Annotated in this window: 23 protein-coding genes; 9 read left to right on the plus strand and 14 right to left on the minus strand. The window is 37.9% G+C overall.

The features are described 5' to 3' along the window. Window positions 1–934 (minus strand): transposase (locus H4J75_RS17990; protein ID WP_182222867.1); only part of this gene is annotated, 934 nt, incomplete at its 3' end. Window positions 935–1110: 176 nt separating this feature from the next. Here H4J75_RS17990 and H4J75_RS17995 point away from each other — a divergent pair. The 3 genes from H4J75_RS17995 to H4J75_RS18005 all read left to right on the plus strand — a co-directional run bounded on the left by H4J75_RS17995 (window position 1111) and on the right by H4J75_RS18005 (window position 4440). Then, window positions 1111–2376, plus strand: a complete 1266-nt coding sequence (locus H4J75_RS17995) for an AraC family transcriptional regulator (RefSeq protein WP_182222868.1) — start codon at window positions 1111–1113, stop codon at window positions 2374–2376. A 122-nt stretch (window positions 2377–2498) separates the two neighbouring features. After that, window positions 2499–3251, plus strand: coding sequence for a hypothetical protein (locus H4J75_RS18000; RefSeq protein ID WP_182222869.1), 753 nt, complete (start codon window positions 2499–2501; stop codon window positions 3249–3251). Window positions 3252–3663: 412 nt separating this feature from the next. Continuing rightward, window positions 3664–4440 carry a tetratricopeptide repeat protein gene (locus H4J75_RS18005; protein WP_182222870.1) on the plus strand — a complete coding sequence of 259 codons (777 nt, stop codon included), beginning with the start codon at window positions 3664–3666 and terminating at the stop codon, window positions 4438–4440. Window positions 4441–5153: 713 nt separating this feature from the next. Here H4J75_RS18005 and H4J75_RS18010 read toward each other — a convergent pair. After that, window positions 5154–7115: a methyl-accepting chemotaxis protein gene (locus H4J75_RS18010; protein ID WP_182222871.1), complete on the minus strand. Its 1962-nt coding sequence runs from the start codon at window positions 7113–7115 to the stop codon at window positions 5154–5156. A gap of 402 nt (window positions 7116–7517) precedes the next feature. On the opposite strand from H4J75_RS18010, the gene H4J75_RS18015 reads away from it, so the two are divergent. After that, the gene (locus H4J75_RS18015; RefSeq protein ID WP_182222872.1) at window positions 7518–9068 is read left to right on the plus strand and encodes an HD domain-containing phosphohydrolase; all 1551 of its coding nucleotides are present in this window, start codon (window positions 7518–7520) and stop codon (window positions 9066–9068) included. Window positions 9069–9156: 88 nt separating this feature from the next. Here the strand turns inward: H4J75_RS18015 and yfbR are convergent, their stop codons facing one another. Together yfbR and H4J75_RS18025 are read right to left on the minus strand one after the other, a co-directional pair. Continuing rightward, the gene (gene yfbR, locus H4J75_RS18020; protein WP_070373986.1) at window positions 9157–9750 is read right to left on the minus strand and encodes a 5'-deoxynucleotidase; all 594 of its coding nucleotides are present in this window, start codon (window positions 9748–9750) and stop codon (window positions 9157–9159) included. A 23-nt stretch (window positions 9751–9773) separates the two neighbouring features. Beyond that, window positions 9774–10988 (minus strand): pyridoxal phosphate-dependent aminotransferase, encoded by a 1215-nt coding sequence (locus H4J75_RS18025; RefSeq protein ID WP_070373985.1) that lies wholly within the window; start codon window positions 10986–10988, stop codon window positions 9774–9776. Window positions 10989–11157: 169 nt separating this feature from the next. Between H4J75_RS18025 and H4J75_RS18030 the strand changes: the two genes are divergently transcribed. Both H4J75_RS18030 and H4J75_RS18035 read left to right on the plus strand, forming a co-directional pair. Next, on the plus strand, window positions 11158–11748 hold the full coding sequence (locus H4J75_RS18030; RefSeq protein WP_182222873.1) for a hypothetical protein: 591 nt from the start codon (window positions 11158–11160) through the stop codon (window positions 11746–11748). 100 nt (window positions 11749–11848) lie between these two features. After that, window positions 11849–13171 carry a hypothetical protein gene (locus tag H4J75_RS18035; protein WP_157470770.1) on the plus strand — a complete coding sequence of 441 codons (1323 nt, stop codon included), beginning with the start codon at window positions 11849–11851 and terminating at the stop codon, window positions 13169–13171. 180 nt (window positions 13172–13351) lie between these two features. Here H4J75_RS18035 and H4J75_RS18040 read toward each other — a convergent pair whose 3' ends face one another. After that, window positions 13352–15049 (minus strand): proline--tRNA ligase, encoded by a 1698-nt coding sequence (locus tag H4J75_RS18040; RefSeq protein WP_182222874.1) that lies wholly within the window; start codon window positions 15047–15049, stop codon window positions 13352–13354. A gap of 361 nt (window positions 15050–15410) precedes the next feature. Between H4J75_RS18040 and H4J75_RS18045 the strand changes: the two genes are divergently transcribed. The 3 genes from H4J75_RS18045 to H4J75_RS18055 are packed head-to-tail and all read left to right on the plus strand — an operon-like array spanning window position 15411 to window position 19462. Beyond that, window positions 15411–16343 carry a MoxR family ATPase gene (locus H4J75_RS18045; protein WP_182222875.1) on the plus strand — a complete coding sequence of 311 codons (933 nt, stop codon included), beginning with the start codon at window positions 15411–15413 and terminating at the stop codon, window positions 16341–16343. A 9-nt stretch (window positions 16344–16352) separates the two neighbouring features. Further along, the gene (locus H4J75_RS18050; RefSeq protein WP_182222876.1) at window positions 16353–17390 is read left to right on the plus strand and encodes a DUF58 domain-containing protein; all 1038 of its coding nucleotides are present in this window, start codon (window positions 16353–16355) and stop codon (window positions 17388–17390) included. Then, complete coding sequence (locus H4J75_RS18055; RefSeq protein ID WP_182222877.1) at window positions 17387–19462, plus strand: DUF3488 and transglutaminase-like domain-containing protein; 2076 nt, start codon at window positions 17387–17389, stop codon at window positions 19460–19462. The genes H4J75_RS18050 and H4J75_RS18055 overlap by 4 nt, the downstream gene beginning before the upstream one ends. On the opposite strand, the gene H4J75_RS18060 is transcribed toward H4J75_RS18055, so the two are convergent. From H4J75_RS18060 to H4J75_RS18100, 9 genes are all read right to left on the minus strand, one after another. Then, window positions 19459–20151, minus strand: a complete 693-nt coding sequence (locus H4J75_RS18060) for a DUF2982 domain-containing protein (protein ID WP_182217030.1) — start codon at window positions 20149–20151, stop codon at window positions 19459–19461. The two genes, H4J75_RS18055 and H4J75_RS18060, sit on opposite strands and share 4 nt — an antisense overlap. 184 nt (window positions 20152–20335) lie before the next feature. Beyond that, a complete protein-coding gene (locus H4J75_RS18065; protein WP_182217028.1) occupies window positions 20336–20524 on the minus strand; it encodes a hypothetical protein in 189 nt (62 codons plus the stop codon). Window positions 20525–20610: 86 nt separating this feature from the next. Beyond that, the gene (gene ureG, locus H4J75_RS18070) at window positions 20611–21222 is read right to left on the minus strand and encodes an urease accessory protein UreG (RefSeq protein ID WP_182172872.1); all 612 of its coding nucleotides are present in this window, start codon (window positions 21220–21222) and stop codon (window positions 20611–20613) included. Window positions 21223–21275: 53 nt separating this feature from the next. Beyond that, window positions 21276–22013 (minus strand): urease accessory protein UreF, encoded by a 738-nt coding sequence (locus H4J75_RS18075; protein WP_182222878.1) that lies wholly within the window; start codon window positions 22011–22013, stop codon window positions 21276–21278. Next, complete coding sequence (locus H4J75_RS18080; protein WP_182222879.1) at window positions 22003–22455, minus strand: urease accessory protein UreE; 453 nt, start codon at window positions 22453–22455, stop codon at window positions 22003–22005. Before H4J75_RS18080 ends, H4J75_RS18075 begins: the two co-directional genes overlap by 11 nt. A 45-nt stretch (window positions 22456–22500) precedes the next feature. After that, window positions 22501–24204, minus strand: coding sequence for an urease subunit alpha (gene ureC, locus H4J75_RS18085; protein WP_182222880.1), 1704 nt, complete (start codon window positions 24202–24204; stop codon window positions 22501–22503). Between the two features lie 2 nt (window positions 24205–24206). Beyond that, window positions 24207–24512 (minus strand): urease subunit beta, encoded by a 306-nt coding sequence (locus H4J75_RS18090; RefSeq protein WP_182222881.1) that lies wholly within the window; start codon window positions 24510–24512, stop codon window positions 24207–24209. 60 nt (window positions 24513–24572) lie between these two features. Further along, on the minus strand, window positions 24573–24875 hold the full coding sequence (locus H4J75_RS18095) for an urease subunit gamma (protein WP_182217019.1): 303 nt from the start codon (window positions 24873–24875) through the stop codon (window positions 24573–24575). Window positions 24876–24929: 54 nt separating this feature from the next. Next, window positions 24930–25841, minus strand: coding sequence for an urease accessory protein UreD (locus H4J75_RS18100; protein ID WP_182217017.1), 912 nt, complete (start codon window positions 25839–25841; stop codon window positions 24930–24932). Window positions 25842–25985 lie beyond the last annotated feature (144 nt).

Here is a 25985-nt window from a genome sequence, read left to right on the forward strand (position 1 = left end):
CCACGTGCTCAGTAAATTCACACAAATGCTCTGCGGTGCCGACTGCGCCAGTGAATATACCTTCAAAGTTTGTGGTGAGTTTGAGCCAACTTTCATCGCTGATGTGAAGTCTTGACAGTATATTTGCGGTTTTGTTATCGATAGCGCCTCGTTTGTCTGCTCTTATTACGCGACCTGTTTCATCTACAAGGGTTAAATAGTCCTTCAAACTAAAGCGGATACCGGAGGTTTTAGCTTGCTGTTCATGGCCCGTAAAAGGTAATAACGTTGTCGGTTGCTCTCCGATAATGGCTGCTTTGATACGCAGTTGAATACTGGTAAAACTCGATTGCTCAGGTGTTGGAGCAATGCCCGCACGCACTGGATTTAAATCTACATAAGCCATACAAGCAAGTAACGCCCCTTCATCGAGCAGGGCTTGTGATTTAAAGCGTCCTTCCCAGAAGTGCCCTGTGCATTTATCTTCTTTATTGGCTTGTCGAGCAATAGGCTCGTTTAATGCCCGCATATACCAACTGATATTGATTAAGCGCTGTTTATAGACTTGTGCTGTTTCTTCAACCATTTCCATTTCGAATGGGGTTAATGTAGTTAATGATTGCTCTTGTTGAAATTGACGGGTCAACAGGGTGCCTTTAAACAACTTATGCCAACGGGACAGTACCTCTAGCGTCGTCCAGCTGTTAGCTTTTTCACTATCAACATGAAGGACCAAATGTAAGTGATTATTCATGACAGCGTGAGCACAAATATCAATAGCAAAGACCTGAGATAATGTAAAAATGCGCTGTTCAATCCAATGACGCCTGTGCTCGTAACTGACACCGGTTTCTTTATCAACACCACATAAAAAGGCTTTGCGAACGGTTTGACTGCAAATATGATAATACGGCGTATCAGATAAACTAATTTGTTGTGAACGAGGCTTAGGCATAACAATCACCACACTTAATAGGGGGTAAATTAAGTGTAGTTTATTGTATAAAAATCGAACAAATTATTATGGGTGGCTTAATGGGGATATTCATTAGCGAGATAGTCTCTGCTTAGTTGCGCGTTCACCAAATTATTCATATCATGCAACATTCTGTATACATTATCTGACTTTTTATGATTGAATTTATTTTACTGCTTTTAGGTAGTGCTCATGGATTTTATTTATCTTTTGCGCTGCTAACCAAGAACAACAAAGAAAACAATGCCAATTTACTACTAGCTCTATTTGTTTTTGTTTTGGCTTTAAGACTGTCATTTATGGTGTTAGATGTTGCTGGTTTTCTTAACCTTAGTCCATACTTAATCGAACTAGATGCTCCTATTGCCTTTTTGTTTGGACCATTACTGTTTCTGTACGTGAACAAATTGACCTCGCCATCATTTTATAAAGTTAACATTTTACACTTTTTGCCTTTTATATTAGCAGTAGTAATATCACTGCCGTTTTATTGGCAAAGTGCTGAATTTAAACTTGCTTGGTTTACTGATACGCCTACAACTTTACTTGGACTTTGGTATTTAACTATTTTTGATATGATTTTCATTCCATTAAAATTAGTCATATTAGCCTTATATATAGTCTGTGTTTATCAGCGATTAATTCAACATCGAACTGATATAGCTGATGATTTTTCAAATGTTGAGAAAATAAGCCTAACCTGGCTGATGAGGCTATTCAGTACGATTGTTTTGTTGTTTTTGTTTTGGGTATTTAGTGAAACCATCGAGATTTATGTAGAACCTTGTTCAGAGAGTGTAATGGGCATTTCTTGTGGGGAACTGGAGTCGATTGTTATTGGTTTGAGGAGATTAGCCGAATATGGTCTGGTTATTTGCTTTTACTTGATCAGTATTTATGGATTAAAACAGCCTGTAATATTTACTGTAAACAGAATCACTAAGATCAATGATAGTAAAAATATCATTGATCTTAGTGATGAGAAAAAAATAGAAAGTATTACAGAGACGAAAGAGCAGCTTATGATTAGAGATGAGAAATACCAAAACTCTTCTTTAACAGAAGAGTTATCAGCCAAAGTATTTGATGAAATTACTCGTTTTATTAATCAAGATAATTTGTATTTAGACTCTGAATTATCACTCTCGCAACTTGCACTGCAAAGTGGTTTTTCTAAACATCATTTGTCGCAAGCTATTAATCAATGCGCCAATAAAACATTTTTTGATTTCATTAATTATCTACGTGTAGAGTATGCACAATCTTTATTGCATCGCGAACATAAAATGAATGTTTTGGAAGTTTCGGTCGCAGCAGGTTTTAATTCTCGTTCGTCTTTTTATAATGCTTTTAAAAAGCATACACAATTAACTCCCAGTCAGTATAAAAAACAGCGCAGATTAAAAACATGCACTACCTAGCTTTATTGGGATAATCGTGAATATAAAATCAAATTAATCTGTCCTTTGTTATCGGGAAAGACAGAAAATGTTAACAACTATGGCAGGGTAGCGGCTACTTACAACGTTTAAAGGTATTACCCGTGTATATAAAAAAATCAATATTATCATCGGTTATGGTCTACTTCTTATTAGCTTTATTATACGGCTGTGGTGGAAGCTCGTCTGACGAAACAGGTTTGACTAATAATGTTTCGCATGAGCGTCAGTCGAATCATATAAAAGCGCTATTTTTTGGCACTGGTCCATACTCTGCGCCTGGCAATGACCCTGGCTGTCCTGGCTCGCGTGGACGTTGGGTATCATTTCCTGTGGGCAGCCTACTTGAGGTAATAATTCCTACAGAAACGACTGATGATGACTATCAATTCGTTGTTGAAGAAATGGATAAGATTAATACTGCTGTTGCGGGTTACTTCACGACTATGGTCGTACGAAGTGAAAAAAGTGACCTTACTAACCCACAAGAAAATCAAATAACCTTTAACTTTGTTGATCGTGCTGGAATGAAAAAATACTGTGGTACGGAAGTAGGAGGTGGTTGCATAGATATGGATTTTCAGAAGGGAGGAGATTATATTATTAAAAATGGAACGTCTTTCTATCCGGTTGATAGAGGTATTTTCGATGTTCATGAAGTTGGTCACGGTATTGGTCTTTGTCATGTAAATCAGCAAGTCTTTCCTGAAGGGACTATGGCTTCAGCGGGTGGTTCAACAGGCGTTATTCCGCGATTTAGCGACTCTGAACTGGCCGCTATCAACTTCGTATTTACTTCAGGCATGACTGTTGGCTCAACAGAACAGGAGTTCTGGGACGCTGGGTTACTGCCTTAGAATAAATATAAATATTAGTTAATTAAAGCTAAAAAATAAAGCAGAATAATGGGAGCTTAAGGGACTTGAACCCTCGACAACCGGAATCACAATCTGGTGTCTGTATAGGGGCTAGTTAGATTTAAATGTATCAGCTAGTTTTTGCGGATTTTGATCATATTATTACTTGGATTAAAGCGTAATTTGTTTGATTTGCAAACTCTCAGAAGAGTAACAGAGCAATAAAATTTAATATGTAAGAATAAAGTTTTTCAAATCTATTTCTTTGAGTTCTGTAAATAAATGTACTATTCATTAATATTGTAAAGACAACAAAGTGCGGTTAGTTGACATAACGAATTGAAAAAATTAATGCCTTCTTAGAGCGAAAAGCGGAAGTTTGAATATTAGGAAGTTTGAATATTAGGAAATTATGAAAGCTATATTGTACGTCACCTTTTTACTATTAAGCATGGGCGCAGCCTCCAAAGATATTAAATCACCAAGTAATTCTGAATTACTCACTTCATACAATAACCTTAAAACTAAAGCTTTCGATGGTGATATTAATAGCCAATATGACATATTCCATCTTGTCAGCAGTAATAAACCGACTCTAAATGAATATCTTACTGAAGCATTCAAATTTATGATTAAAGCTGGTGCTGCAGGACACACCGAAGCACAGTTTACTATTGGCTCTATGTATCAAACTGGGGATTTACTCGAAAAAAATAGTGATGTTGCTCTGGAGTGGCTTCTAGAGGCAGCTAAGAAAGACCATAGAAATGCACAAGTTTTTGTAGGATGGATTTATTCTATTAAAGCTTTAGATGTAACAGATGAAAAAGAAAAAAATGATAATGAGAAACTAGCTATATATTGGTTTGAAAAATCAATTACAGATAAGTCTTTAATAGCATTTAAATACTATGGATTATTTCTTTTCATGGTTGATACATTTTCACCTAAAGCAGAGAATTTTTTAAGTAAAGTGTCTGAAAGTGGCGATATTGAAGCAATGTACTGGGTAGGTAAAATGTATGCTCATCGGTGGAGTGATAACAGAGGGGATTATGAATTTAACCTTGCACATTCATGGCTTGAAAAAGCGAAACTAAATGGGTATAAATCTCAACAATTTATCAATTGTTTAAATGAAAGGAAAAAGAACTACCTAAAAAGAATAGCAAAAGAAAATAGTAAATAGCTCAGACATCCTACCGTCCGCTAATATGGCACTAAGCAGTCCTAAAATGGCTGATTTTTGTTTCTACTTAAGGACAACAAAGTGGTATGAGTGAGCCTTAGATAATTAATTTACCGACCATTTTGATGTTCTACTGCCAAGGTCTTCTTGGTGCAATTTACTGAAATTAACATAGAAAAATTTTTGTATATTTTCTAATGAATCGATTTTACTACTAAATTAATAACTGAATGATAAATTTGGTACGTTTATGTAATACAGAAATTTAGACGCGCTTATCTCAATTAAATTATCAACCATTTGTTTTATATGGGTTTCTACTGCTGAGAGTATATACATAACGTGCCATTTTTGGGATCGAATAACACATAGCTTGTTACTTTTATTCATGAAACACACTCAAAACAGAGAAGCTTGCTGGTCACTTACTAAACCTATTATATAAAGTCTTGTGTGTGAATTAATCAGCTCGATATGTCGACAGTTTAAATCGAAATGCATACTAATAAGGTGTTAGGTTACTAAGGAATATTTATTAAATGCCCTCACCAGTATTTTTGGTCTATGGGGCTCATTACTTATAATCTTTACTAAGCAAAAATAAGGTGTTTAAGTAGGGCAAAAAAGTTGGCTAGAGCCTGTAACAAAATCTGTTACAGGTTCGTATAAATAGTTAAAATATAGTGCTTCGTTACTTAATACTAATATTGGTGTTAATTATTGACTTTAAAGCGACCGACTAAATTTGTTAAATCTTTAGATAAAACAAGTAAGTCATTCGATCCATCGGCTAATGTATCAGCAGTATTAACAATACCTTTTGCCGATTGATTAATGCCACTAATATCGTCATTGATCAAGTCCGATGAACTGCACTGTTGATCTGCGGCTTGAGTAATACGCGAGATATTTACCTTCATTTGTCCAACCAAAGTACTGATTTCGTTAAATGATTGGTTCGCTTGTTCAATTTTATTGATAGCCTGTTTCGATTGTTCGACATTCACGCCCATTTGTTGAGAAACAACACGTGTTTTATCCAGCAAGTTCATTAATACAGCATCAATTTCTTCGGTAGCGCCTCGCGAGCGTTGCGCTAATGTTCTCACTTCATCTGCGACCACAGCAAAGCCTCGCCCTTGCTCACCAGCTCTTGCCGCTTCAATAGCCGCATTAAGTGCTAACAGATTGGTTTGTTCGGCAATGCTTCTGATAACATCTAATATTTTAGTAATATTCTCACTTTCCAGTTCAAGTGACTTCATCGATTGAGATGATTCACTTAACGATTGATTTAACGAACTCACTTCACTTACCGTGACAGAAATTAACGAAATACCCTTTTTGGAGTACTCTTCAGTTTTCATAATAGTCGTTGAACTTTCTTGGCAGTCGTTTGATGTTTGATGTGCTATATCTGTCATCGTTGCGATAAGGTTATTCACATTATCTATTGATTGTTCTTGTTTATGGCTTACTGCTTTTACATCAGCGATTTGTATACCCGATTGATTAGCCACCACATTTAATGTTGATGCACAGGTTTTAATATCAACAACAAGCTGATGAATCGAGTCTAAGAATTGATTAAACCATTGAGCCAATTCACTGACTTCATCTTGACCAATAATCTCTAGTCGCTTAGTTAAATTTCCATCACCTTGTGCAATATCACGCAAACCTTCAGCCACACGGTTAATAGGTTGAACAATTCGATTGGCTAACCAAAATCCTATGGCAATAAATAATGTAACCATGATAAAGGCAATCACGGTAATGGTCTGACTCATATTATATGCAGGCGCTAAAATTTCATCGCTATGGATGACGCCAACAAAACGCCACTTTAGTTCTTTTGAATAATAACTGGCAACGTCAACATCTTCACCTAAATGCTCGGTAGAAAAATGATCTTGATTTGGACTTTTTTGTAATATGGAAAATAATGATGATGATGAAAGATCTTTAATATTTTTGAAGTTATTCTCGGGTGTTTTGGCATCAGCTAATACGGTTCCTGACTCATCAATAAGAATGAGATAGCCGCTTTCACCTAGTTTTGTATTACTTAATATATCCGTTAATGTTGAAAGGGTAACATCTAGACCTTGTACACCTATGATGTCGCCTTGCTTATTTTTAACCACTAATGCAGAAGTTACTACAGGTTTTCCTATGACATCTTGATATGCTTCAGTAATAATTGGAGCGTTTGGAGAGGCTAGCGCCTGTTTGTACCAAGGACGTTGTCTTGGATCATAACCTCCAAGCACTTCTAATGGATATTGAACAAAGCCACCTTCTTTGGTGCCTGTGTATACGTATAGTAAATCAGGGTGTGATGAACCAAAATCTTCATATAGCTTATATAAATTTAATTCTTCGACAGAATCATTTTTTGGCTCCATCATATGATCAGAGTCAATATAAGTATGAGTATTATCAGGAAGTTGGGTTGTCAATTTATTTTGAGCTAAAAATTTTACGTTAGCTTTGATTTGTTGGAAGAACAGCTGAAAGCCGTTGTCTACTTGCCTTAATTCATCCTGAGTGCGTTCCACAAAGCTTGTTGAAGATATAGAAATTGTCATTGATATACTGACAATTGCAATGGCAATAATTGGTAAAATAACCGTAGCAGCAAAGCTCAACGTTAGTTTAGAGCGAATATTCATAAAAATTCATTAAATAATCGTAAATGTAGCCATAATATAACTGAGAATCATACTGAGACCAAGCCCAAATGAGTCAGAGCGAAAGTACTGGCTAAACGACAAAACTGTGACCGATCTTACTTGCCCATTTCAGTATCTTAAAAATCCAAAAGTTTTCAAAAAATCCTCAACAAACTTCACGTAAAAATCTCTCGCCATCTATAACTATTCGTTGTGTTTTATTAGTAAAAGTTTATCAGTGAAGAATAGCCACTTTGCTTTGTCTATAGGTGTTTTAGTTTATATTGCCCATTGTTTTAAGGCTTTATTTATTATATTTACCAATTATTTACATAAATAGCAGGAAATATTCTATATATTTATTACACTTAGGGTTAACTATAACAATAATACGAATTAATAATGTCAAACTTTCTCTTTAAAGAAGAATCTGCAGGCGAGTCCTTAACGTCAAAACCAAAGAAGCACAAGGTCTGGCGGATACTTGTCATTGATGATGATGAATCTGTGCATCAAGTCACTAGACTGGTTTTAGCGGATGCTACTATTGAACACAGAAGCTTGGAAATTGTTTCGGCTTATTCTTCTATTGAAGCTCGTGAGATATTATTAAAAGATGATACCTTTTGCATGGCCTTTGTTGATGTTGTTATGGAAACTGATCATGCAGGTTTGGAGCTTGTTGAATGGATCCGTAATACCTTAAAAAACCAAGCAATACGTCTTATTCTAAGAACGGGTCAGGCAGGATCAGCTCCTGAAGCTAAAGTGATTAAAGAATTTGATATTAATGACTATAAAGAAAAAACTGATTTTACTGCCGGTAAAATGACTACAACTGTCTACGCAAGTATTCGCGCTTATCGTGACATAATGACGATACAGCGTAGTTTAGATGCTTTTAAACAGTTAATAAAAGCCACTCATGATCTTTTGAAAATTAATCAATTCAAGCCTTTTGGTTCTGCTGCTTTAGAACACTTATTGACTTTAATGGATGTTGACAGCTCTGCGCTTTATATTGCCCGAAGCCAATTAGAATATGATGAAACTAGCTCAAATCTGATTATTGCCTGTACCGGTAAGTATGTGAGTGAGTCAGATAGTCTTGAAGCGTCAGATATTTCTAGTGATGTTAAACATTTAATCCAGAAAGCGTTCGAAAATAAAAAGCATTATTTCACCGATGAAATATTTGTTGGATATTATGAAACATCAGGTAATTCAGTCTCAGTACTTTATATTGAATTCGAAGATGACGCAGAGCATTTTAAAGCAAGTTTAGCCGAGTTGTTTGCCACTAATGTTGCCCTTATTCTTGATAGTTTATCCAAACAACATGAGCTAGAGAAAACTCAGAAAGAACTGCTCTATATCGTTGGAGAAGCCATTGAAACGCGTAGTAAAGATACTGGGGCTCACGTTCATCGAGTTGCACTTATTTGTGAACTGTTAGCGAAAAAACTACAACTAAGTGATGCCTTTGTTAATGCTATTCGCTTAGCTGCACCACTACACGATATTGGCAAGGTGGTTATTCCCGTTAATTTACTCCATAAACCGGGCAAGCTTGATAACAACGAATGGGAAATTATGAAAACTCATGCCGACGCAGGGTTTCAATTGTTGTCAAAATCTAAAACGAGTGTTTCAAAGCTAGGTGCAAGGTTAGCACATTACCATCATGAAAATTGGGATGGCAGTGGTTACCCGGATGGCTTAAGTGGTGAAGAAATACCACTTGAAGCACGTATTATGGCTATTGCCGATGTTTTCGATACCTTGGGCTCTGAAAGTTGTTATAAAGAGAAATGGGCTGATACCGAGATAAAAGCTTTCTTAATTGAACAAAGCGGCAAAAAGTTTGAAGCAAAAATGATTGATGTGTTTATAGAAAACTATGATGAGTTTTGCCAAATTAGAGTGTTAAATCCAGGTGAATTTCCATTGTAAAACGGTATAAGCAACCGAGGTTATTATTGTCAATTAGGGAAAGAGTAGAACATTTTTATTAATGTTCTACTCTTTTGTTAACATAAACTTAATTTTGGCTTATCTTATCGACCGTAGCTGAACAAGCTTCAAGGAATATATCCATAAAATATTCAACTTCAGGCATTTCTTTTTTTAACCCGTCTAGTTTTATTTCTAATCGCTCTTTAACGTGTAAAAACTCAGGGTTGTGGTGATTAAGTTCATCGAGTGCTTTGATATAAGCGACTAAAATGTCCGCCGCTTTTACTATCGCTTTATAATGGACTTCAACGTTATCTTGAACAATAATATCCGAAAAAAGTTCCTGAAACTCTTCAGGTAAAGACGCTAAACATTCTTTTTCTGCTAGGTATTCTATCTTCTTGAATTCTCTTGCAATTTCTTTATTAGCATATTTAGTTGGGCTAACAATATCGCCATAGCGAGTTTCACTTGCCTCATGATATAAAGCGATAGTGGCGACACGGTCAGCATTGATGTTACCGCCAAATTTCTTATTTTTAATGACCGCTAGCAAGTGAGCGACAATCGCAACTTGATGGGAGTGCTCGGCAACGTTTTCTGGCTTCACACAAAACATTAGCGCCCAACGTTTGATTAACGGCATTCTGAACATCCAAGCTAAAAAAGTACTCTGCATGGTTATTTCCTTAATATAAGTAGTTATTGGCTATAGGTACTGAAAAAATTCTTAAGTTTGGCCATTGCCGGCACTAATTCGTCAACATGGGGTAGAAAAACTAAACGAAAATAATTTTTCTCCTGAATGTTAAACGCACCGCCATGAACCAAAAGAATTTTTTCTTGTCTGAGTAAATCTAAAATCATTTTCTCATCATCAAGAATGTTAAATTTTTCTTGGTCAACTTTAACAAACAAATACAAGGCCCCCATCGCAGGGTTACAAGATAAACCATCAATTTCGTTGATCATTTTATGCGCTAGATTTCGCTGCTTGATTAAACGGCCATCATCCTTTATCAATTCATTAATACTTTGATAGCCACCTAATGCTGTTTGAATAGCATGTTGACAAGGCACGTTGGCACATAAGCGCATTGAAGCAAGAATATTCAAGCCTTCTAAGTAATCTTCCGCATGAAATTTAGGACCACTAATTACCATCCACCCAGCGCGAAAGCCAGCGATACGGTAATTTTTTGATAAACCGCCCATGGTAATAATTAAAACATCTTGTGCCAAACTCGCGGTAGGTATATGGGTAGCTTCGTCATACAAAATTTTGTCATAAATTTCGTCACTGAAAATAATTAAGTCGTGCTTACGTGCTAGTTCAATAATGCCCTTTAACAGCGCTTCACTGTAAACAGCGCCCGTTGGGTTATTGGGGTTAATTAGCACAATAGCTTTGGTTTTATCGGTGATCTTGTTCGCCATATCTACTAGGTCAGGAAACCATTGGTTTTCTTCGTCACAGCGATAATGAATAGCTTTGCCACCCGATAGCGCTACGGATGCTGTCCACAAGGGGTAATCGGGTGCGGGTATCAAGACTTCATCGTCATTATTTAATAACGCTTGCATCGCCATCACAATTAATTCACTGACACCATTACCGATAAAAATATCTTCAACGCTAACATCTAATATACCTTGTTGCTGAAAATACTGCATCACGGCAACACGTGCTGAATAAATACCTTTAGATTCGCAATACCCTTGAGCTGTCGGTAGGTTGCGAATAACATCTTTTAAAATATCATCGGGGGCAGCAAAACCAAACGGGGCAGGGTTACCGATATTAAGCTTTAATATTTTATGGCCTTCATCTTCTAATTTTCGGGCTTCGGCGGCGATCTGTCCTCTAATTTCATAACAAACATTATTCAATTTTGATGATTTTTTGATGTTTTTCATTAGCGGCGTCTCATAGAATATTTTTCATATTGTGGTTGATTATGTATCCCTCATTGTTACTAATAATCAACCGCTTTGAAACAGTTACTTGCAAGTTTCTTATAGCATTAATGAAATAAAAGCGTCATCTTGTTATTAATTGAGTGAAATTTAAGCACGGAGGTCAATAATGCCATTACCTTTATTATGGTTAGGGGCTGCTGCAATATCAGCATTCGCGGTAAAAGAGTTAGCCGACGACCGCAAGAAACAGCAAAGAAAACGCTTTTATTATCGTGATGTACAATATCTCGGTCGGTTTAATGAACATGAATCCCCGGTTGTCCAGTATCCAACCGATTTGTTTACTACCACGGAAAAAGTGAAACCAGAAATTGGCGCAATTGTTTGTTGTGGCGTTGGCGGTATACTTGATCACACCGGTATTTGGGTTGGTGACAATACGATTGTTGAACTCGATGGTAATGGTTTAATTAAAGCTATTTCGGTGCAACGCTTTACTAAGGAGCGCTCAGGAAAACATATTTTTATTGCTTGTGATTCAACAGCAAAACCTTTTGCCAGTGAACTTGCCGCGCAACGTGCTCAGCAACAAATTTTTCAATACCGAGATTATCATATGATAGAAAATAACTGTCACCAATTTATTTGGCAATGTTTTAAACCCCATGATAAGAATTTAACAACGTTTAAGGCGCTTAATATTCGCTTAGCGAGATTATACGATCGGAAAATTTATTGGGATATTTGTGATTGCTGATCAGTTAACTAGATAAATTAGTGGTATTTATCACTATACTTTTATCGGTAAGGCAATCAGAATATAGCTCAATAATATTGTGTACAATGAAGGTTTACTTTTGAAACTTTGGTTAAAAAGAATTTTACTCTTGTTCGTTTCACTGTTTTGCTTTGCTATCATTGTCATTTTTATGGCTTTACAGTCAACGCCGCAGTTGCAAAGAACACATCAAATTGATGCTAATTCGGCGACAGAAAATAAACGTATTGCTCAGCGTTTAATTCAGTCTTTAAAGAGTGATCAGCAACCGATTAAATTGCAAGCTACTCAGGCTGAACTTCATGGACTCAGTGCTTTTGGTCACCGTGCCATTCCACAACTAAGCTCTGATGTGGTTTTATTTAAAGACAGTGCTTTAATTAACTTTTCTATAGCCTTGCCTTTACCCAAGTTTATAAAATACCTTAATGTGGAGATGATGCTTGTTTCTTCAAAGGAAGGTCTTGATTTGGGCACTGTTTATATTGGTAATGTTGCGCTCCCGGGTAATGGATTGCTTAAATTGGCTGAATGGTTTACTAACCTATATGTAAAAGAAGAATTTGGCAGCACGCTATTAAGCATGATCAAAAGTGTTGAAATTAGTGCAGAGAAAATTTCTGTGGATATTGTGCTTTCAGATGATTTAAAAAATGAGCCATTAAGCAATAAAAATAGCCTTTTTGCTTTACGTGATCAACTTGCCTTATATGGTGATGTTGAGGTAATACGGTTTTACTATCAAAGCCTTGTTGATACGATTGAGCAGTCAAAAACGCTTAAACTTTCGTTTGCTCAATATGTTGGTTTTACCTTTGGTTTAGTAAAACAACGTAATTTAGCCGCAATAACTGATTCACCGGCAAAAGAGAATCGAGCGGCTTTAATGGCCTTAGTGCTTTATTTTGGTACCGATAAGTTTGAGCTCTTAGTAGGGGATATTTCTAAGCTGTCAGCGGAGCAAATACAACAGCGAACAATACGCCGAGCAAGGGTTACGTTACGCGAAAGAGTGGATATTCAAAAGCATTTTATTTACTCTGTTGCTTTGCAGCTATTTGGCACCAGTACCGCAAGTAATGCCATTGGCGAGCTAAAAGAATTTTTAGACTCAAACAGTGGTGGTAGTGGTTTTAGTTTTGCCGACTTGATGGCCGATCGGGCTGGAACTCGCCTGGCAATGCTGGCGACAACCTCGGATGAAAGCGCCTTAAAAGTGCAAGAACACTTGGCTGATATCATTAATGAAAGCTTGATTTTACCTGAATTGACGGGTTTACCCGAAGGTATATCCCAACAAAAATTTGAACAATATTATCGTGATATTGATTCGTTAGTTTATCGTAGCATGCTGCAAAGCATTGATGAGCGTTTACGTAAAATTCCTGTTTATCAAGATTAACTAAAGCGCTAGCCAGCAATAAAAAACGCGACCTTAAGGTCGCGTTTTTTATGTTCAATATGAGGGGGTATATTCACAACTGCCTGGATGCCAGAGCCGAAGATGGTTTTTCTCAAATACCATCAACTCTCAAGTCATTATTACTGAATCCTTGCACCTCACCGTTAATCAATGTGATGTTTAGCTAAATAAAGACATAACATCACTGATTGCCATTAACGATTTTTCACCACTAATGCGGTTTTTCACTTCAACGTTCTGTTCATCAAGATTACGTTCACCAACAATTAATAATATTGGCGTACCAATTAATTCATGGTCGGCAAACATCACACCTGGACGTTCTTTACGGTCATCGAAGATAACTTCAATGCCAGCTTGCTGTAATTGTGTGTATAAAGCTTCTGCGGTTTCTTTAACACGAGCAGACTTTGCCATATTCATTGGAACAATCGCTACTTGAAATGGTGCAATGGCTGCTGGCCATTTTATGCCATTTTCATCGTGATTTTGTTCAATAGCCGCAGCAACAATACGTGAAACGCCTATGCCATAGCAGCCCATAGTTAACGTTTGATTTTTACCATTTTCTGTTAATACGCCACAATTCATTGCTTGTGCGTATTTTTCGCCTAACTGGAAAATATGGCCCACTTCAATACCGCGCTTAATGACAATATTACCAAGACCACAAGGGCTAGGATCGCCTTCGACGATGTTACGGATATCTTGAATGTTGATTTCATCACAATCACGTTTCCAGTTAACCCCAGTATAAGATTGACCGTTTACGTTGGCACCACAGACAAAGTCGCTTAGATGAGCAGCACTGCGATCTACAATAACGTCAACAGGTAAGCCTTTAGGGCCTAATGAGGTGATATGGCAGTTAGCAATTGCAGATATTTGTTCATCAGTTGCAAATGTTAAAGGTGAAGCGATAGCAGATAAATTTTCAACTTTAACTTCATTTAGTTGATGATCGCCACGAAGCACTAGAGCAATGAATTTTTCTGGCTCACCTTTAGCACTAGAGCCAAGCACTAATAGTGTTTTAACCGTAGTTTTTAAATCTATGTTTGAGGTTTTGATTAAACGTTCAAGCTTTAATTCTACCTTAGTTAATTCCTGAGTTGGCTCTGCTCGTTCGCCTAGCGGCGCAATAGCTTCAGCTTTCTCAACGTTTGCTGCAAAATCGCTTCCGTCACTAAAGGCAATATCGTCTTCGCCAGAGTCAGCTAAAACATGAAATTCATGTGAAGCTTCACCACCAATAGAACCTGTGTCAGCAATGACTGGGCGGTAATCCAAACCTAAACGGTCGAAAATACGGCAATAGGCGTCAAACATAATTTGGTAAGTTTTCTTTAAACATTCTTCGCCTAAATGGAAAGAGTAGGCGTCTTTCATTAAAAATTCACGACCACGCATCACACCAAATCGAGGGCGTATTTCATCGCGAAATTTTGTTTGAATTTGAAATATATTCAGCGGTAATTGTTTATAACTATTTATTTCATTAGCGACTAGTTTTGTAATGACTTCTTCGTGCGTTGGACCTAAAACGAAGGCACGGTCATGACGGTCATTTATGCGCAGTAGCTCAGGGCCATAATCATTTAAACGTCCAGACTCTTCCCATAAATCAGCAGGTTGAACCATAGGCATTAATACTTCAAAAGCGCCTGCTCGCTCCATTTCTTCACGAACAATATTTTCAACTTTTCTTAATACTTTGAGACCGGTGGGTAACCAAGTATATAAACCCGAAGCAACATTTCGAACAAGTCCGGCACGTAACATTAATTGGTGACTGATCACTTCGGCGCTGGCTGGAGTTTCTTTCAAGGTAGAAAGTAGGTATTGAGTAGTACGCATTGACTAAAGGTTCCGTAAAATATCAAGTATATAATTGTCGGTTATTCTAGCAGGGCGGGGCGATGGGCAAAAGGAAAATATAAACTCAGATGAATAAAGTTTAACGCATTAAAGAGTCAGTTTTAGCTATCTGCACGGGTTATTTAATTAAATAAAATAAAGTCTAACCATTAAGTGCCAGTGTACATTTTAATTACTTGAGCTCATCTTCGTATCAAGGCTAGGTAAAATGATCGCCCTTTGGTATTAATTGCGGGTGTTTATCTTAAGTAATTGTTGATATTATTTTGGCAGTTCTGTTACTTTATCGGCAGGTATATTTAATGACAACAACTCTTTTAAATGGCGTGGTGATCACTTTATGCAAGTTTTAGTTACGGCAATTTTAGCTCAGGTCGGCTCGGTTGTTTTAGGTAAGCCTAACGAAATACGTCTAGCTCTGTCGTGTCTATTAGCAAAAGGTCATCTTTTAATAGAAGATTTACCAGGCATGGGTAAAACCACGTTAGCGCAGGTGTTAGCACAAACGCTTGGACTTAGTTATCAACGAACGCAGTTTACCAGTGACTTGTTACCGGCGGATGTTATTGGTATCTCAATATTTAATCCTGACACTAAAAAGTTTGAGCTCCATCGAGGACCGATTTTTAATCAGGTGGTGTTAAGTGACGAAATCAACAGAGCAAGTCCTAAAACACAAAGCGCTTTACTTGAAGCAATGGAAGAGCATCAGGTTAGTATTGATGGGACAACCTACCCACTGCCACAACCCTTTTTTGTTATCGCCACACAAAATCCTTTAATACATGCGGGCACATACCCTTTACCTGAGTCACAACTCGATCGATTTATGATGCGTATATCTCTGGGATTTCCTGATATAGCGGCAGAAAAACAAATTTTACAGAGTGAAAGTAGCCACGCGAGCTATAAAAAGCTATTACCTTGTGTTGATACCGACAAACTTATCGCCATGCAAGCTGCTGTATCACAAGTGACGGTATCAGATAATATTATTGACTATGTTATCGCCTTAAATCATGTCAGTCGTCAACAAGGGTTTGCTGGTAGACCTTTATCACCAAGAGCTGGACAAGCACTGGTGGCTGCAGCGAAAGCATGGGCCTTTATCGATGAGAGGACCTATGTCATCCCCGAAGATATTCAAACCGTCTTTAGTTCGGTATGTCAACATAGACTTGAGTTGACCACGCTTGGCTTTGGTGAGCAACAAGATAAAATTTCAGCGCAGGTTATTGCACAAGTTAATGTTTTAAACCCACTGAATTCATAATGTATATCAATGACGTTAACTATAAATAGCGTTAGCTCAATAATAGAGACAACAGTGAAAAAACTGGCAATACCGATAAAAAATTATCTTAGTCGCTTTGCTAATAAGCAATTTAATCGTTGGCTAAAGCGTCGGATACCGCCTGCAAGAAAGCATAAATTATCAAATCATAATATTTTTATTATGCCAAGCCGATTTGGTGTTGTTTATCTCTTTTTCGTGGTGTTGTTATTCCTTTTAGCAACCAACTATCAAAATAATGTCATCATGTTATTAAGTTACTTAATGGCGAGTGTGTTCATTACCACTATGATGCATAGTTTTTTTAACTTATCGGGTTTGGCAATATCTGCAGATAAAACCGCCCTAGGGTATGCAAATCAAAATATACACTTTCCTATTAAGATATCTTCAGCTAATAAACGTCTTGCGATTAACTTTTGCTTTGATGACCAAGCTGTTCTTCATCTCCCTCAAAGTGAGCCAGGCGAACAAACTGTTTATGTTTGCTGCTCCTACACAAACCGAGGAGTATATACTCCGGGTCGGTTGAAAGTGTCGAGTGAATATTCGTTAGGTTTATTTATCACCTGGACAAGAATCGATTTTGACCAGCAATGTATTGTTTATCCTCAAGCCATGTCCTTAAGTTATCGACAGAGTGATTTTGGCGATGCAGAGCAAGAAAATGTATTTTCACAAAGCAGTAAACCGGGTGTCGATGATTTTTATGAACTTAAAGCCTATCTTCCGGGAGAGCCACTTTCTCGTCTTGCATGGAAACAATTCGCGCGCGGTCAAGGTCGGTTAACTAAGCATTATCACCAACAACAAGGAACAAGGTGTTGGCTAAAGCTTAACGATATGCCCAATCACGGACTGGAGAAGCAACTCGCATACCTGTGTTTTCTAGTCAGTGAATACCACCGTAGCGAGCAAGTATTTGGTTTGGATTTAGTAGTAGAAAAAATACAGCCTAGCCAAGGTGAATTTCATTTTAAAGAATGTTTAATGGCGCTAGCCATTTATCCTAAGTCGCCACGATGATAAATAATAAAGTAACAGGTGAAAAATTTAGCTTATTACCTCAACATGCCTGGGTGTTGCTTGTTTGTCAGTGTCTTAATTTAGCCTTACTTGTTAGTGAATTAACCCTCTGGATGTTGTTCATTATTGCTGTTTGTTTATGCTGGCGTGGCTTAACGCTTATCAAGCCAGCAATAAAACCACAGCGGCTGATTATCTTATTGCTGGCTTGCTCTGGTTCTATTGCTATAGCACTAAGTGGTCGAGAATTAGGGGTCTTATTAAGCATGCTACATTTGCTTTGCTTTGCTTATGCTTTAAAAAGTTTAGAGTTAACTAGCCGCAAAGATTTTTATCAAATTGTTCTACTGGGTGTTTTTATACTGGCATCGGTGCTTATTTTTTCTCAATCCTTATTTTTGTCGCTTTTCGTCTTTTGCTTACTGGTGTTAAATTTAAGCCTGCTGTTAGCCTATTTTTCAGCGTCACTGAACATTAAAAATAATCTTTCTCAAAGTGCAATAACCGTGTTGAAGAGTATTCCGCTTGCTGTGGTTTTATTTATCGTTTTTCCTCGAGTTGCGCCTTTTTGGCAAGTACCATCAGCAAAGTCTGCCCAAACAGGTTTAGCAGAAAGTGTTACACCGGGAGATATAGCCAATTTAGCCAGATCTTCAGCATTGGCCTTTCGAGTGAAGTTTTTTACCGATATCCCGCAATACAACCAATTGTATTGGCGAGCAATGGTTATGGATGTTTTTGATGGGCGGACATGGCAACAGAGCAAAAATAGTTGGGCAAATATTGAGGAGCAGGCAAGTTCACTTAGCCTTAGCCGTGCGACATTAAGCGGAGCACAAACCCGTTATCAAGTCATGGTTGAGCCGAGTTATCAACGTTGGCTTTTTTCTTTAGCCGTGGTTGACCCTAAAAGTTTGACTAATAATCAAGTGACCATCAGGCCATTACCCAATTACACCATTATAAATAGTAAGCCTGTTAGTCAAACAACCAGTTATCAAATCAGTAGTTATACTCAATCATTGCTTGATGCGCCGTTAAGTGACTACCAATGGCTAACAAGTTTACAACTACCCACCGACAGTAACCCTAAACTGAAAGCGCAAGGCCAACAACTTAAGTTAAACTACCCAGATGAAATTGAACGTGCACAAGCTATTTTGGATATGATTAGAGAACAAGACTTCTATTACACGTTAACGCCGCCTTTATTAAATGGGGCTAAATTAGGGCATGAATTAGACCAGTTTTTCTATCAAACTAAAAAAGGCTTTTGTGTTCATTATGCCAGTGTCTTTACTTTTATGATGAGAGCGTCTGGTGTTCCTGCTCGCTTGGTCACTGGCTATTTAGGTGGCGAGTATAATAAACAAAGTGGTCATCTTAGCATCTACCAATATGATGCCCATGCATGGGCTGAAATTTGGGTTAATGGCCAAGGTTGGGTAAGGGTAGATCCCACGGCGGCGGTTAACCCAGAACGAGTAGAAAGTGGGCTTTCACAAATGTTACAGCAAGATGCCCTGTTCAATAACGACTTGCTAAATTTACATCGATACAAACACCTCGCTTGGATCAATAGTCTGCGCTTACAGCTAGATGCGCTAGATTATCAATGGACAAGATTGGTTTTAGGTTATTCATCAAAAAAACAATATGATTTACTTAAACAGTGGTTTGGTGATCTTCGGGCTTGGAAAATAGCGGCAGTTATTGGTGGATCATTAATGTTAATGATGGCTGTGTTGTGGTTAGTTAATTTAAAGAGGGGTAAAGATAAACCGCCGGTAAAATGGTTAGCTCAGTATCAGCAAATAATAACGCGATTAAAAGCTAAAGGCTTAATAAAGCCTGACACTATGCCCGCGAGTCAATTTTCAAGGTTAGTTATTGAACGATTTCCTATGTTATCGAAAAACTTCATTGGCTATACCCAATGCTTTGAGGCACTCATGTATCAAGCATTATCCCCCCAGGAAAAAGAGCAGTGCTTAATCGAAATGAATCGCTACCAAAGACAATTAAAAAAACAATTAAAGCAGCTTAAAAAAACGTCAACGGGCAGCCATTAATTTACTTGATAAGTTGAACTTGCCATTTTACATTGTTTTAGTAGTTGGCTGAACTCATTAATGCCGCGGTCAAAACTGTCAGCAGGTAAGAATAAATGGTAACCAAAAGCAGAAGATAATCGTTCACTTTGATGGAGAAATGCCGCAATGGGTCCTTTTACAGGCTCTCCGTTTGATAGAATAAAGGGCTCAAAATTAATTTGAGCTTGTTCCATTGTCATTAGCTGATGCAATACCCCATAAATAATTAATCCTTGTTGTTGATGGATTAACCTATTCGCTAATCTAACGGAAATGTTTTTAGCAATATTATCGATATGAACCAATCGTATACCGATATAAGGTAATGTTTCACGTTCTATACCAACAACTTCAGCAACAATATTAATATTTTGTATATCTTGCCATGCTAATTGCCAGTGACCATAACGGTGATTAAAGGTTATTTTATCAGGCGTCAAATAGAGGCTAATGGCAGGTTCAAAAAGTTTAACTGCACCTACCAAAGTAATAACCAGACAGAGAAGGATCATAAAAATGTAGGCGAATCTATATGATTGCCAATAATGTTGAGCGAATAAAAGCGTAGTAAGTAAAAGTAACACGCCAAAAATAACAAGAGAGATCCCGTTATGTTTAGCGATGGGTTTAATTATTATGCTTGGATGTTGCACAGCTTTACCAGTCATTTAACCATCATTATTTTTTATTGATAATGCAAATATGCCTAATTATTTGTGCGTTTAACAGCGTATTTTTAAATCTACTGTCTTCAATGTTCATTAATATATGTTTATGTCTGCTTGAGTGCATCATATTATCACCACAAATAACTATATTTATCTGTGGTGTCCTATTCATACTTAAAGGAGATTAGTTTTTTTGTGAGCGCTTATGGTTAAACCATACCGCAGCTTTATAGACAACTAGGACAAATATAGTCCAAAAAATAGCATGATAAAATGCATGAAAAGAGCCTTCACCCAAACCGTGATCATCATGGGCGAATGCTTGCGCCGAAAAGAGGTAAATAAAACTGACAAGTAGCGTTATAAATTTCATGGTTAATCCTTTTTTTAATGTTTATTGTTTAATGTTTATTGTTTAATGTTTACTAGCTATAGATAATGAAGTCGTTATCGCAAAAATTACATCTGCAACATGCCTTCTTTTTCGATAAAGGCTATGATCTCGGCCAAACCTTGTTGTGTTTTCATATTTGAGAAAACAAAGGGTTTATCACCGCGCATTTTTTTAGTATCTCTATCCATCACCTCAAGCGATGCGCCGACTAAATCAGCAACATCTATTTTATTAATAATTAATAAATCAGACTTAGTGATACCCGGACCTCCTTTACGTGGGATTTTATCTCCGGCTGAAACATCAATAACATAAAGGGTTAAATCGGAAAGTTCAGGGCTAAACGTTGCGCTTAAGTTGTCACCACCACTTTCAATTAACACAAAGTCTAGAGTGGGGTGAAGCTCTTGTAGTTCGTCAATGGCTGCTAGGTTCATTGAGGCATCTTCACGAATCGCCGTATGAGGACAGCCACCGGTTTCAACGCCGATAATTCTGTCTGCTGCGAGAGCGTCATTTTTAGTCAAAAATTCAGCATCTTCACGCGTATAAATGTCGTTTGTGACCACTGCCATATCATATTTATTACGTAGTGCTAAACATAGCTGTCGTAATAATGCGGTTTTTCCTGAGCCTACCGGGCCGCCAACACCAATGCGTAAAACTTGTTTTATCATTTTTTATTTCTCTTTTTATTTTTATAAAGCATGTTATTAATCAACTTAATATATTAAGAACGAAAAAGTCGTGAATATTGTGTTTCATGCCAAGCACTTGCCATGGCTAAGTGCGGCAGACTGGCACCAATATCGTTATCTGAAATACCGTTTGATTTTTCAATAATTAATGGCGTCTGTTCAGATAATTCAAATAGGAGGTTTTGTGCCTGAGTTTGCCCAAGAGGCACTAGTTTTGTCGCTGCTGCGACTTGGTTGTCGATGTATGTCCAGCAGTAACCACTTTGTGCTGAAATTAAATCTAACTTAAAGACATAAGCGCAAAGCGCAAAAGCACTAACAAAGCTGATTTCTTTAAGCGTTATTATTGCTTGATAAGCGGCTAAATTAAGGTTGTTTAGCTGTTTTATTAATCTTATTAAGGCTTTGCCCATTGCTAAATCAGCCAATAATAATTCATGACTTTCTCGACAAGCAATTAAATGGTTATTCCAGTCGTTAAAATCGTCAAAATCATTTATTGATAAGGCGTTAAATAATCGTTTTAAAATGGCTAAATCGGTTTGTGCTATAGACTCCTCTAAATTAATCTTTATCCAACTTGCGGTCGTTTCTGATGATGTTAACCAACCCATTTCAACGCCATACTCTAATGCTTGTGAAAACGCAAAACCGCCCACGGGTAGGTTTGCGCTGCATAACTGTAATAACCGATTAAGCTTAATCGGCTCGGCGAGTGTTATTTCTGCTGGTACTAGTGACACAGGGTTCACTGCAGGTTTAGTGGGCATGGGCGTGGCCGTGGCTACTAACGCCATAAGCACCATTTTCAGGTTCAAATATTGTTGGGGTATTATCAATCGTTAAACCATATTTCTGTGCAAGTTCTTCTAATACGTGATCGGGTTTAAAACGTACCCATAACTCGCCTATTTGCAGTGAGGTGTGGCGATTACCTAAGTGATAACAAACTTTACAAAAAGTTAACCAGTCAGTTGCAATGGCGGTTGATACAGGCTCCGCTTGACCTTTTATTTCAATGAATAATCCACAGTCTGTTTTTAGTACTTCACCGACTAATAATGGCTGTCCACGCGCCATAAAAATACCTATGTCTAAACCACCATCCGTTTTACCTTTAATACGTGCTTTTTTACGGGTGTCTTGATCTAAAGTTATTGAGTCAGCTATATTATGGTGAGTATGGTCAAAACGCTGATGTGCTTGTAACATGTAATTTCCTAATCTTTTAGTTTTATTGAATCACTTATTTCTTTTTTAAAATAGGCAGTAAAGTTGTGCAAGTGGCAGGGTTACTGCAGGCTCACAGGTTAATAATTCGCCATTGGCACGTACTTCATATGTTTGAGCATCAACGTCTATTTTTGGCTGCCAACTATTATGAATCATGTCGTTTTTACCAATGTTTCGAGTGTTTTTACAGACACCAATCATCCGTGTCATGCCTATTTTTTCAGGTACATTAGCGTCAATAGATGCTTGTGACATAAAAGTCATTGAGGTTTTGGCTGAGGCACTGCCATAGGCTGCAAACATTGGGCGGAAGTAGACTGGTTGTGGTGTTGGAATAGACGCGTTTGCATCGCCCATTGGCGCTGCTGCTATCATGCCGGATTTTAAAATTAACGCAGGTTTTATACCAAAAAATGCCGGTTTCCATAGCACTAAATCAGCTAGTTTCCCGACCTCAATAGAGCCAACCTCATGGCTAATGCCGTGGCTAATTGCAGGGTTTATAGTATATTTAGCGATATAGCGTTTTATACGAAAGTTATCATTTCGTTCAGTATCGGGAGCTAATGGTCCTCGTTGTTGTTTCATTTTATGTGCGGTTTGCCAAGTACGAGTGATCATTTCACCGACTCGTCCCATGGCTTGTGAATCAGAAGCGATCATACTAATAGCGCCTAAATCATGCATAATATCTTCGGCGGCAATACTTTCCTTGCGAATACGTGAATCAGCAAAAGCAATATCTTCAGGGATAGACGGGTCTAAGTGATGGCAAACCATTAACATATCCAAATGTTCATCAATAGTATTAATGGTATAAGGGCGTGTTGGGTTAGTGGAAGAGGGTAAAACATTAGCCTCACCACATGCTTTAATAATATCAGGTGAATGCCCACCACCAGCCCCTTCAGTGTGATAGGTATGAATAGTACGACCTTTAAATGCCCCTAAGGTGTCCTCAACAAAACCAGACTCATTTAAGGTATCGGTATGAATTGCTATTTGAACGTCGTAACGGTCGGCAACCGATAAACAATTATCAATTGCCGCGGGTGTTGTTCCCCAATCTTCATGAAGCTTTAAACCACAAACACCTGCTTCAATTTGCTCTTCTAGGGCAAGTGGTAAACTTGCATTACCTTTGCCTAAGAAACCAAAATTCATTGGGAAATCGTTTGTTGCTTGCAGCATTTTATGAATATACCAAGGGCCTGGTGTGCAAGTTGTCGCCTTAGTACCTGTTGCTGGGCCTGTACCTCCACCAATCATAGTCGTAACACCCGACATGAGTGCTTCATCTATTTGTTGCGGACAAATAAAATGTATATGGGCGTCGATACCGCCTGCGGTCAGTATTTGTCCTTCACCGGCTATAACCTCCGTACCGGGACCCACTTCAATATCGATATTGTCTTGAATATCAGGGTTGCCTGCTTTGCCTATAATCGCGATACGACCCTCTTTAATACCAACATCAGCTTTAATAATCCCCCAGTGATCAAGAATAACGGCGTTGGTAATCACTAAGTCAACGGTGTCAAAGCATGACGCTTGGCTTTGTCCCATGCCATCTCTAATAACCTTTCCCCCGCCAAATTTTACTTCTTCACCATATTGTGTGAAGTCTTTTTCAACCTCTAACCATAAATCTGTGTCGGCTAAACGAACTCGGTCACCGACTGTTGGTCCAAACATATGTGCGTAGGCATTTTTATCAATACTGGCCATAATTATAAGTTTCCTTGTATTTCACCGCGAAAACCAAAGATCCTGCGTTTGCCTTGAAAGGCAACCAGGGTTACTTGGCGTTCTTGCCCAGGTTCAAAACGAACGGCGGTACCTGAGGTGATATCTAAACGATAACCTTTGGCGTGTTCTCGATTAAAATGCAAGGCAGGGTTTACTTCAAAAAAATGATAATGAGAGCCAACTTGAATGGGTCTATCGCCTGAATTAGCCACGGTAATTTTCAATCGTTCACGGCCTACGTTGAGTTCGTGTTCGCCTTGGTCTGTTTTTATTTCACCTGGGATCATCTTGCTTCTCTTGTGTTTAATGTCTAACTAGGTCTTATGTAACCTTCTGTAGAGGTTTAGTTAAATAATAGGATTATGAACGGTGACAAGTTTGGTGCCATCTGGAAATGTAGCTTCTACTTGCACATCAGGAATTAATTCTGCAACTCCTTCCATGACTTGATCTCGGGTTAATAACGTGCGGCCATAATCCATCATTTGAGCGACAGTGTTACCATCTCTGGCCCCTTCAATAATCTCCATTGAAATATAAGCCATAGCTTCAGGATAATTTAATTTCACACCACGCTTTAAGCGTCGTTCTGCTAACAATGCGGCAGTAAAGAGCAGTAATTTATCTTTCTCTCTTGGTAATAAGTCCATGCTGTGCACCTTTGTTTATTTATTTAATAGTAAGGGGGGTCATTAAGTGTCTGATCAGGTATGCCAAATACGCGGAATGTTCGCTGGTTTTTCTAGGTATACCGGTCTGATTTTTTGCCATAATTTAATAAAAAGTGCTTTGCATTCTTCACTATGCTCACCTAAATAACGTATCACTAATAACTGGCGTATTTGGCTGATACTCACTTTTTCTTCGGCGTTTTCTTCAACCATACAGTCGCGTAATTGCGCTACGAGTGCTTTATTGTCAGCATCGCTAAGTAGACCTGCTGGGGCATAAGCTAAAAAAGTGGCAAAAACACTGTGGCTATTTAAACCTGCGATGTGTTGATGTACTCCACTGCTAGGTTTTATCGAAATTCTATCGTGATAAATTAAAGTGTTTTCACAATAAACACGGTTTAATTGGCTATAACTGCCATATTTAAAGGGTTGATTTGAAAGGGGTAAGCCCAAACAGGTAATATCCCAACCTAAATAAGCGCTATCACTTTTAAAGTGAACATCAACAGTATTAAATCCATCAGCCCCCTCATAAACGATCGTTTCTAAGGGGAAATTTTCACACTTCGCCTGATGGTTAATAATAATGTCAAGGTGTTGAACTTGTTTGGGATCACCAATTGTTAGGTTTGTTCTAGCGCGATAAAAGCGGTTAGCACCAGGCGTAGTTATTAAACTGTGGGCTTGTCTGTTGAGTTTAATGTTAATGTTTAATTCATCACCCGACACTATGCCCGCTGGTGGGTGTAACAGATAAATATGTGCACAGTCGCCTCCTTCTGGGTAGAAAGCTTTTTGCACGCTTAATGGTCCATTGCGTTGAGTACGGGTAAGTTGAGTGCCAGTCGATGTAAAACTAAACTCTAAAGATAAGCTGGCAAACCATGCATTTTTAGGCGCAGGGTTAATGGGGAAATTATTGATGGCTGGCTTAGCTGTCATGGTTATATGGGCTACTTTTTATTCTAACTTTCGCTGAAAGTAGAAGAGGGTGCATGGCTAAAGCTGTTTTGCACAAACTACGCCAAATAATAAAAGTTAATTATTTCAGTGTTATAACGAGATTGATTGGCTAAAAAAATAATG

The organism is Colwellia sp. BRX10-1 (genome assembly GCF_014077545.1).
Lineage (GTDB): Bacteria > Pseudomonadota > Gammaproteobacteria > Enterobacterales > Alteromonadaceae > Colwellia_A.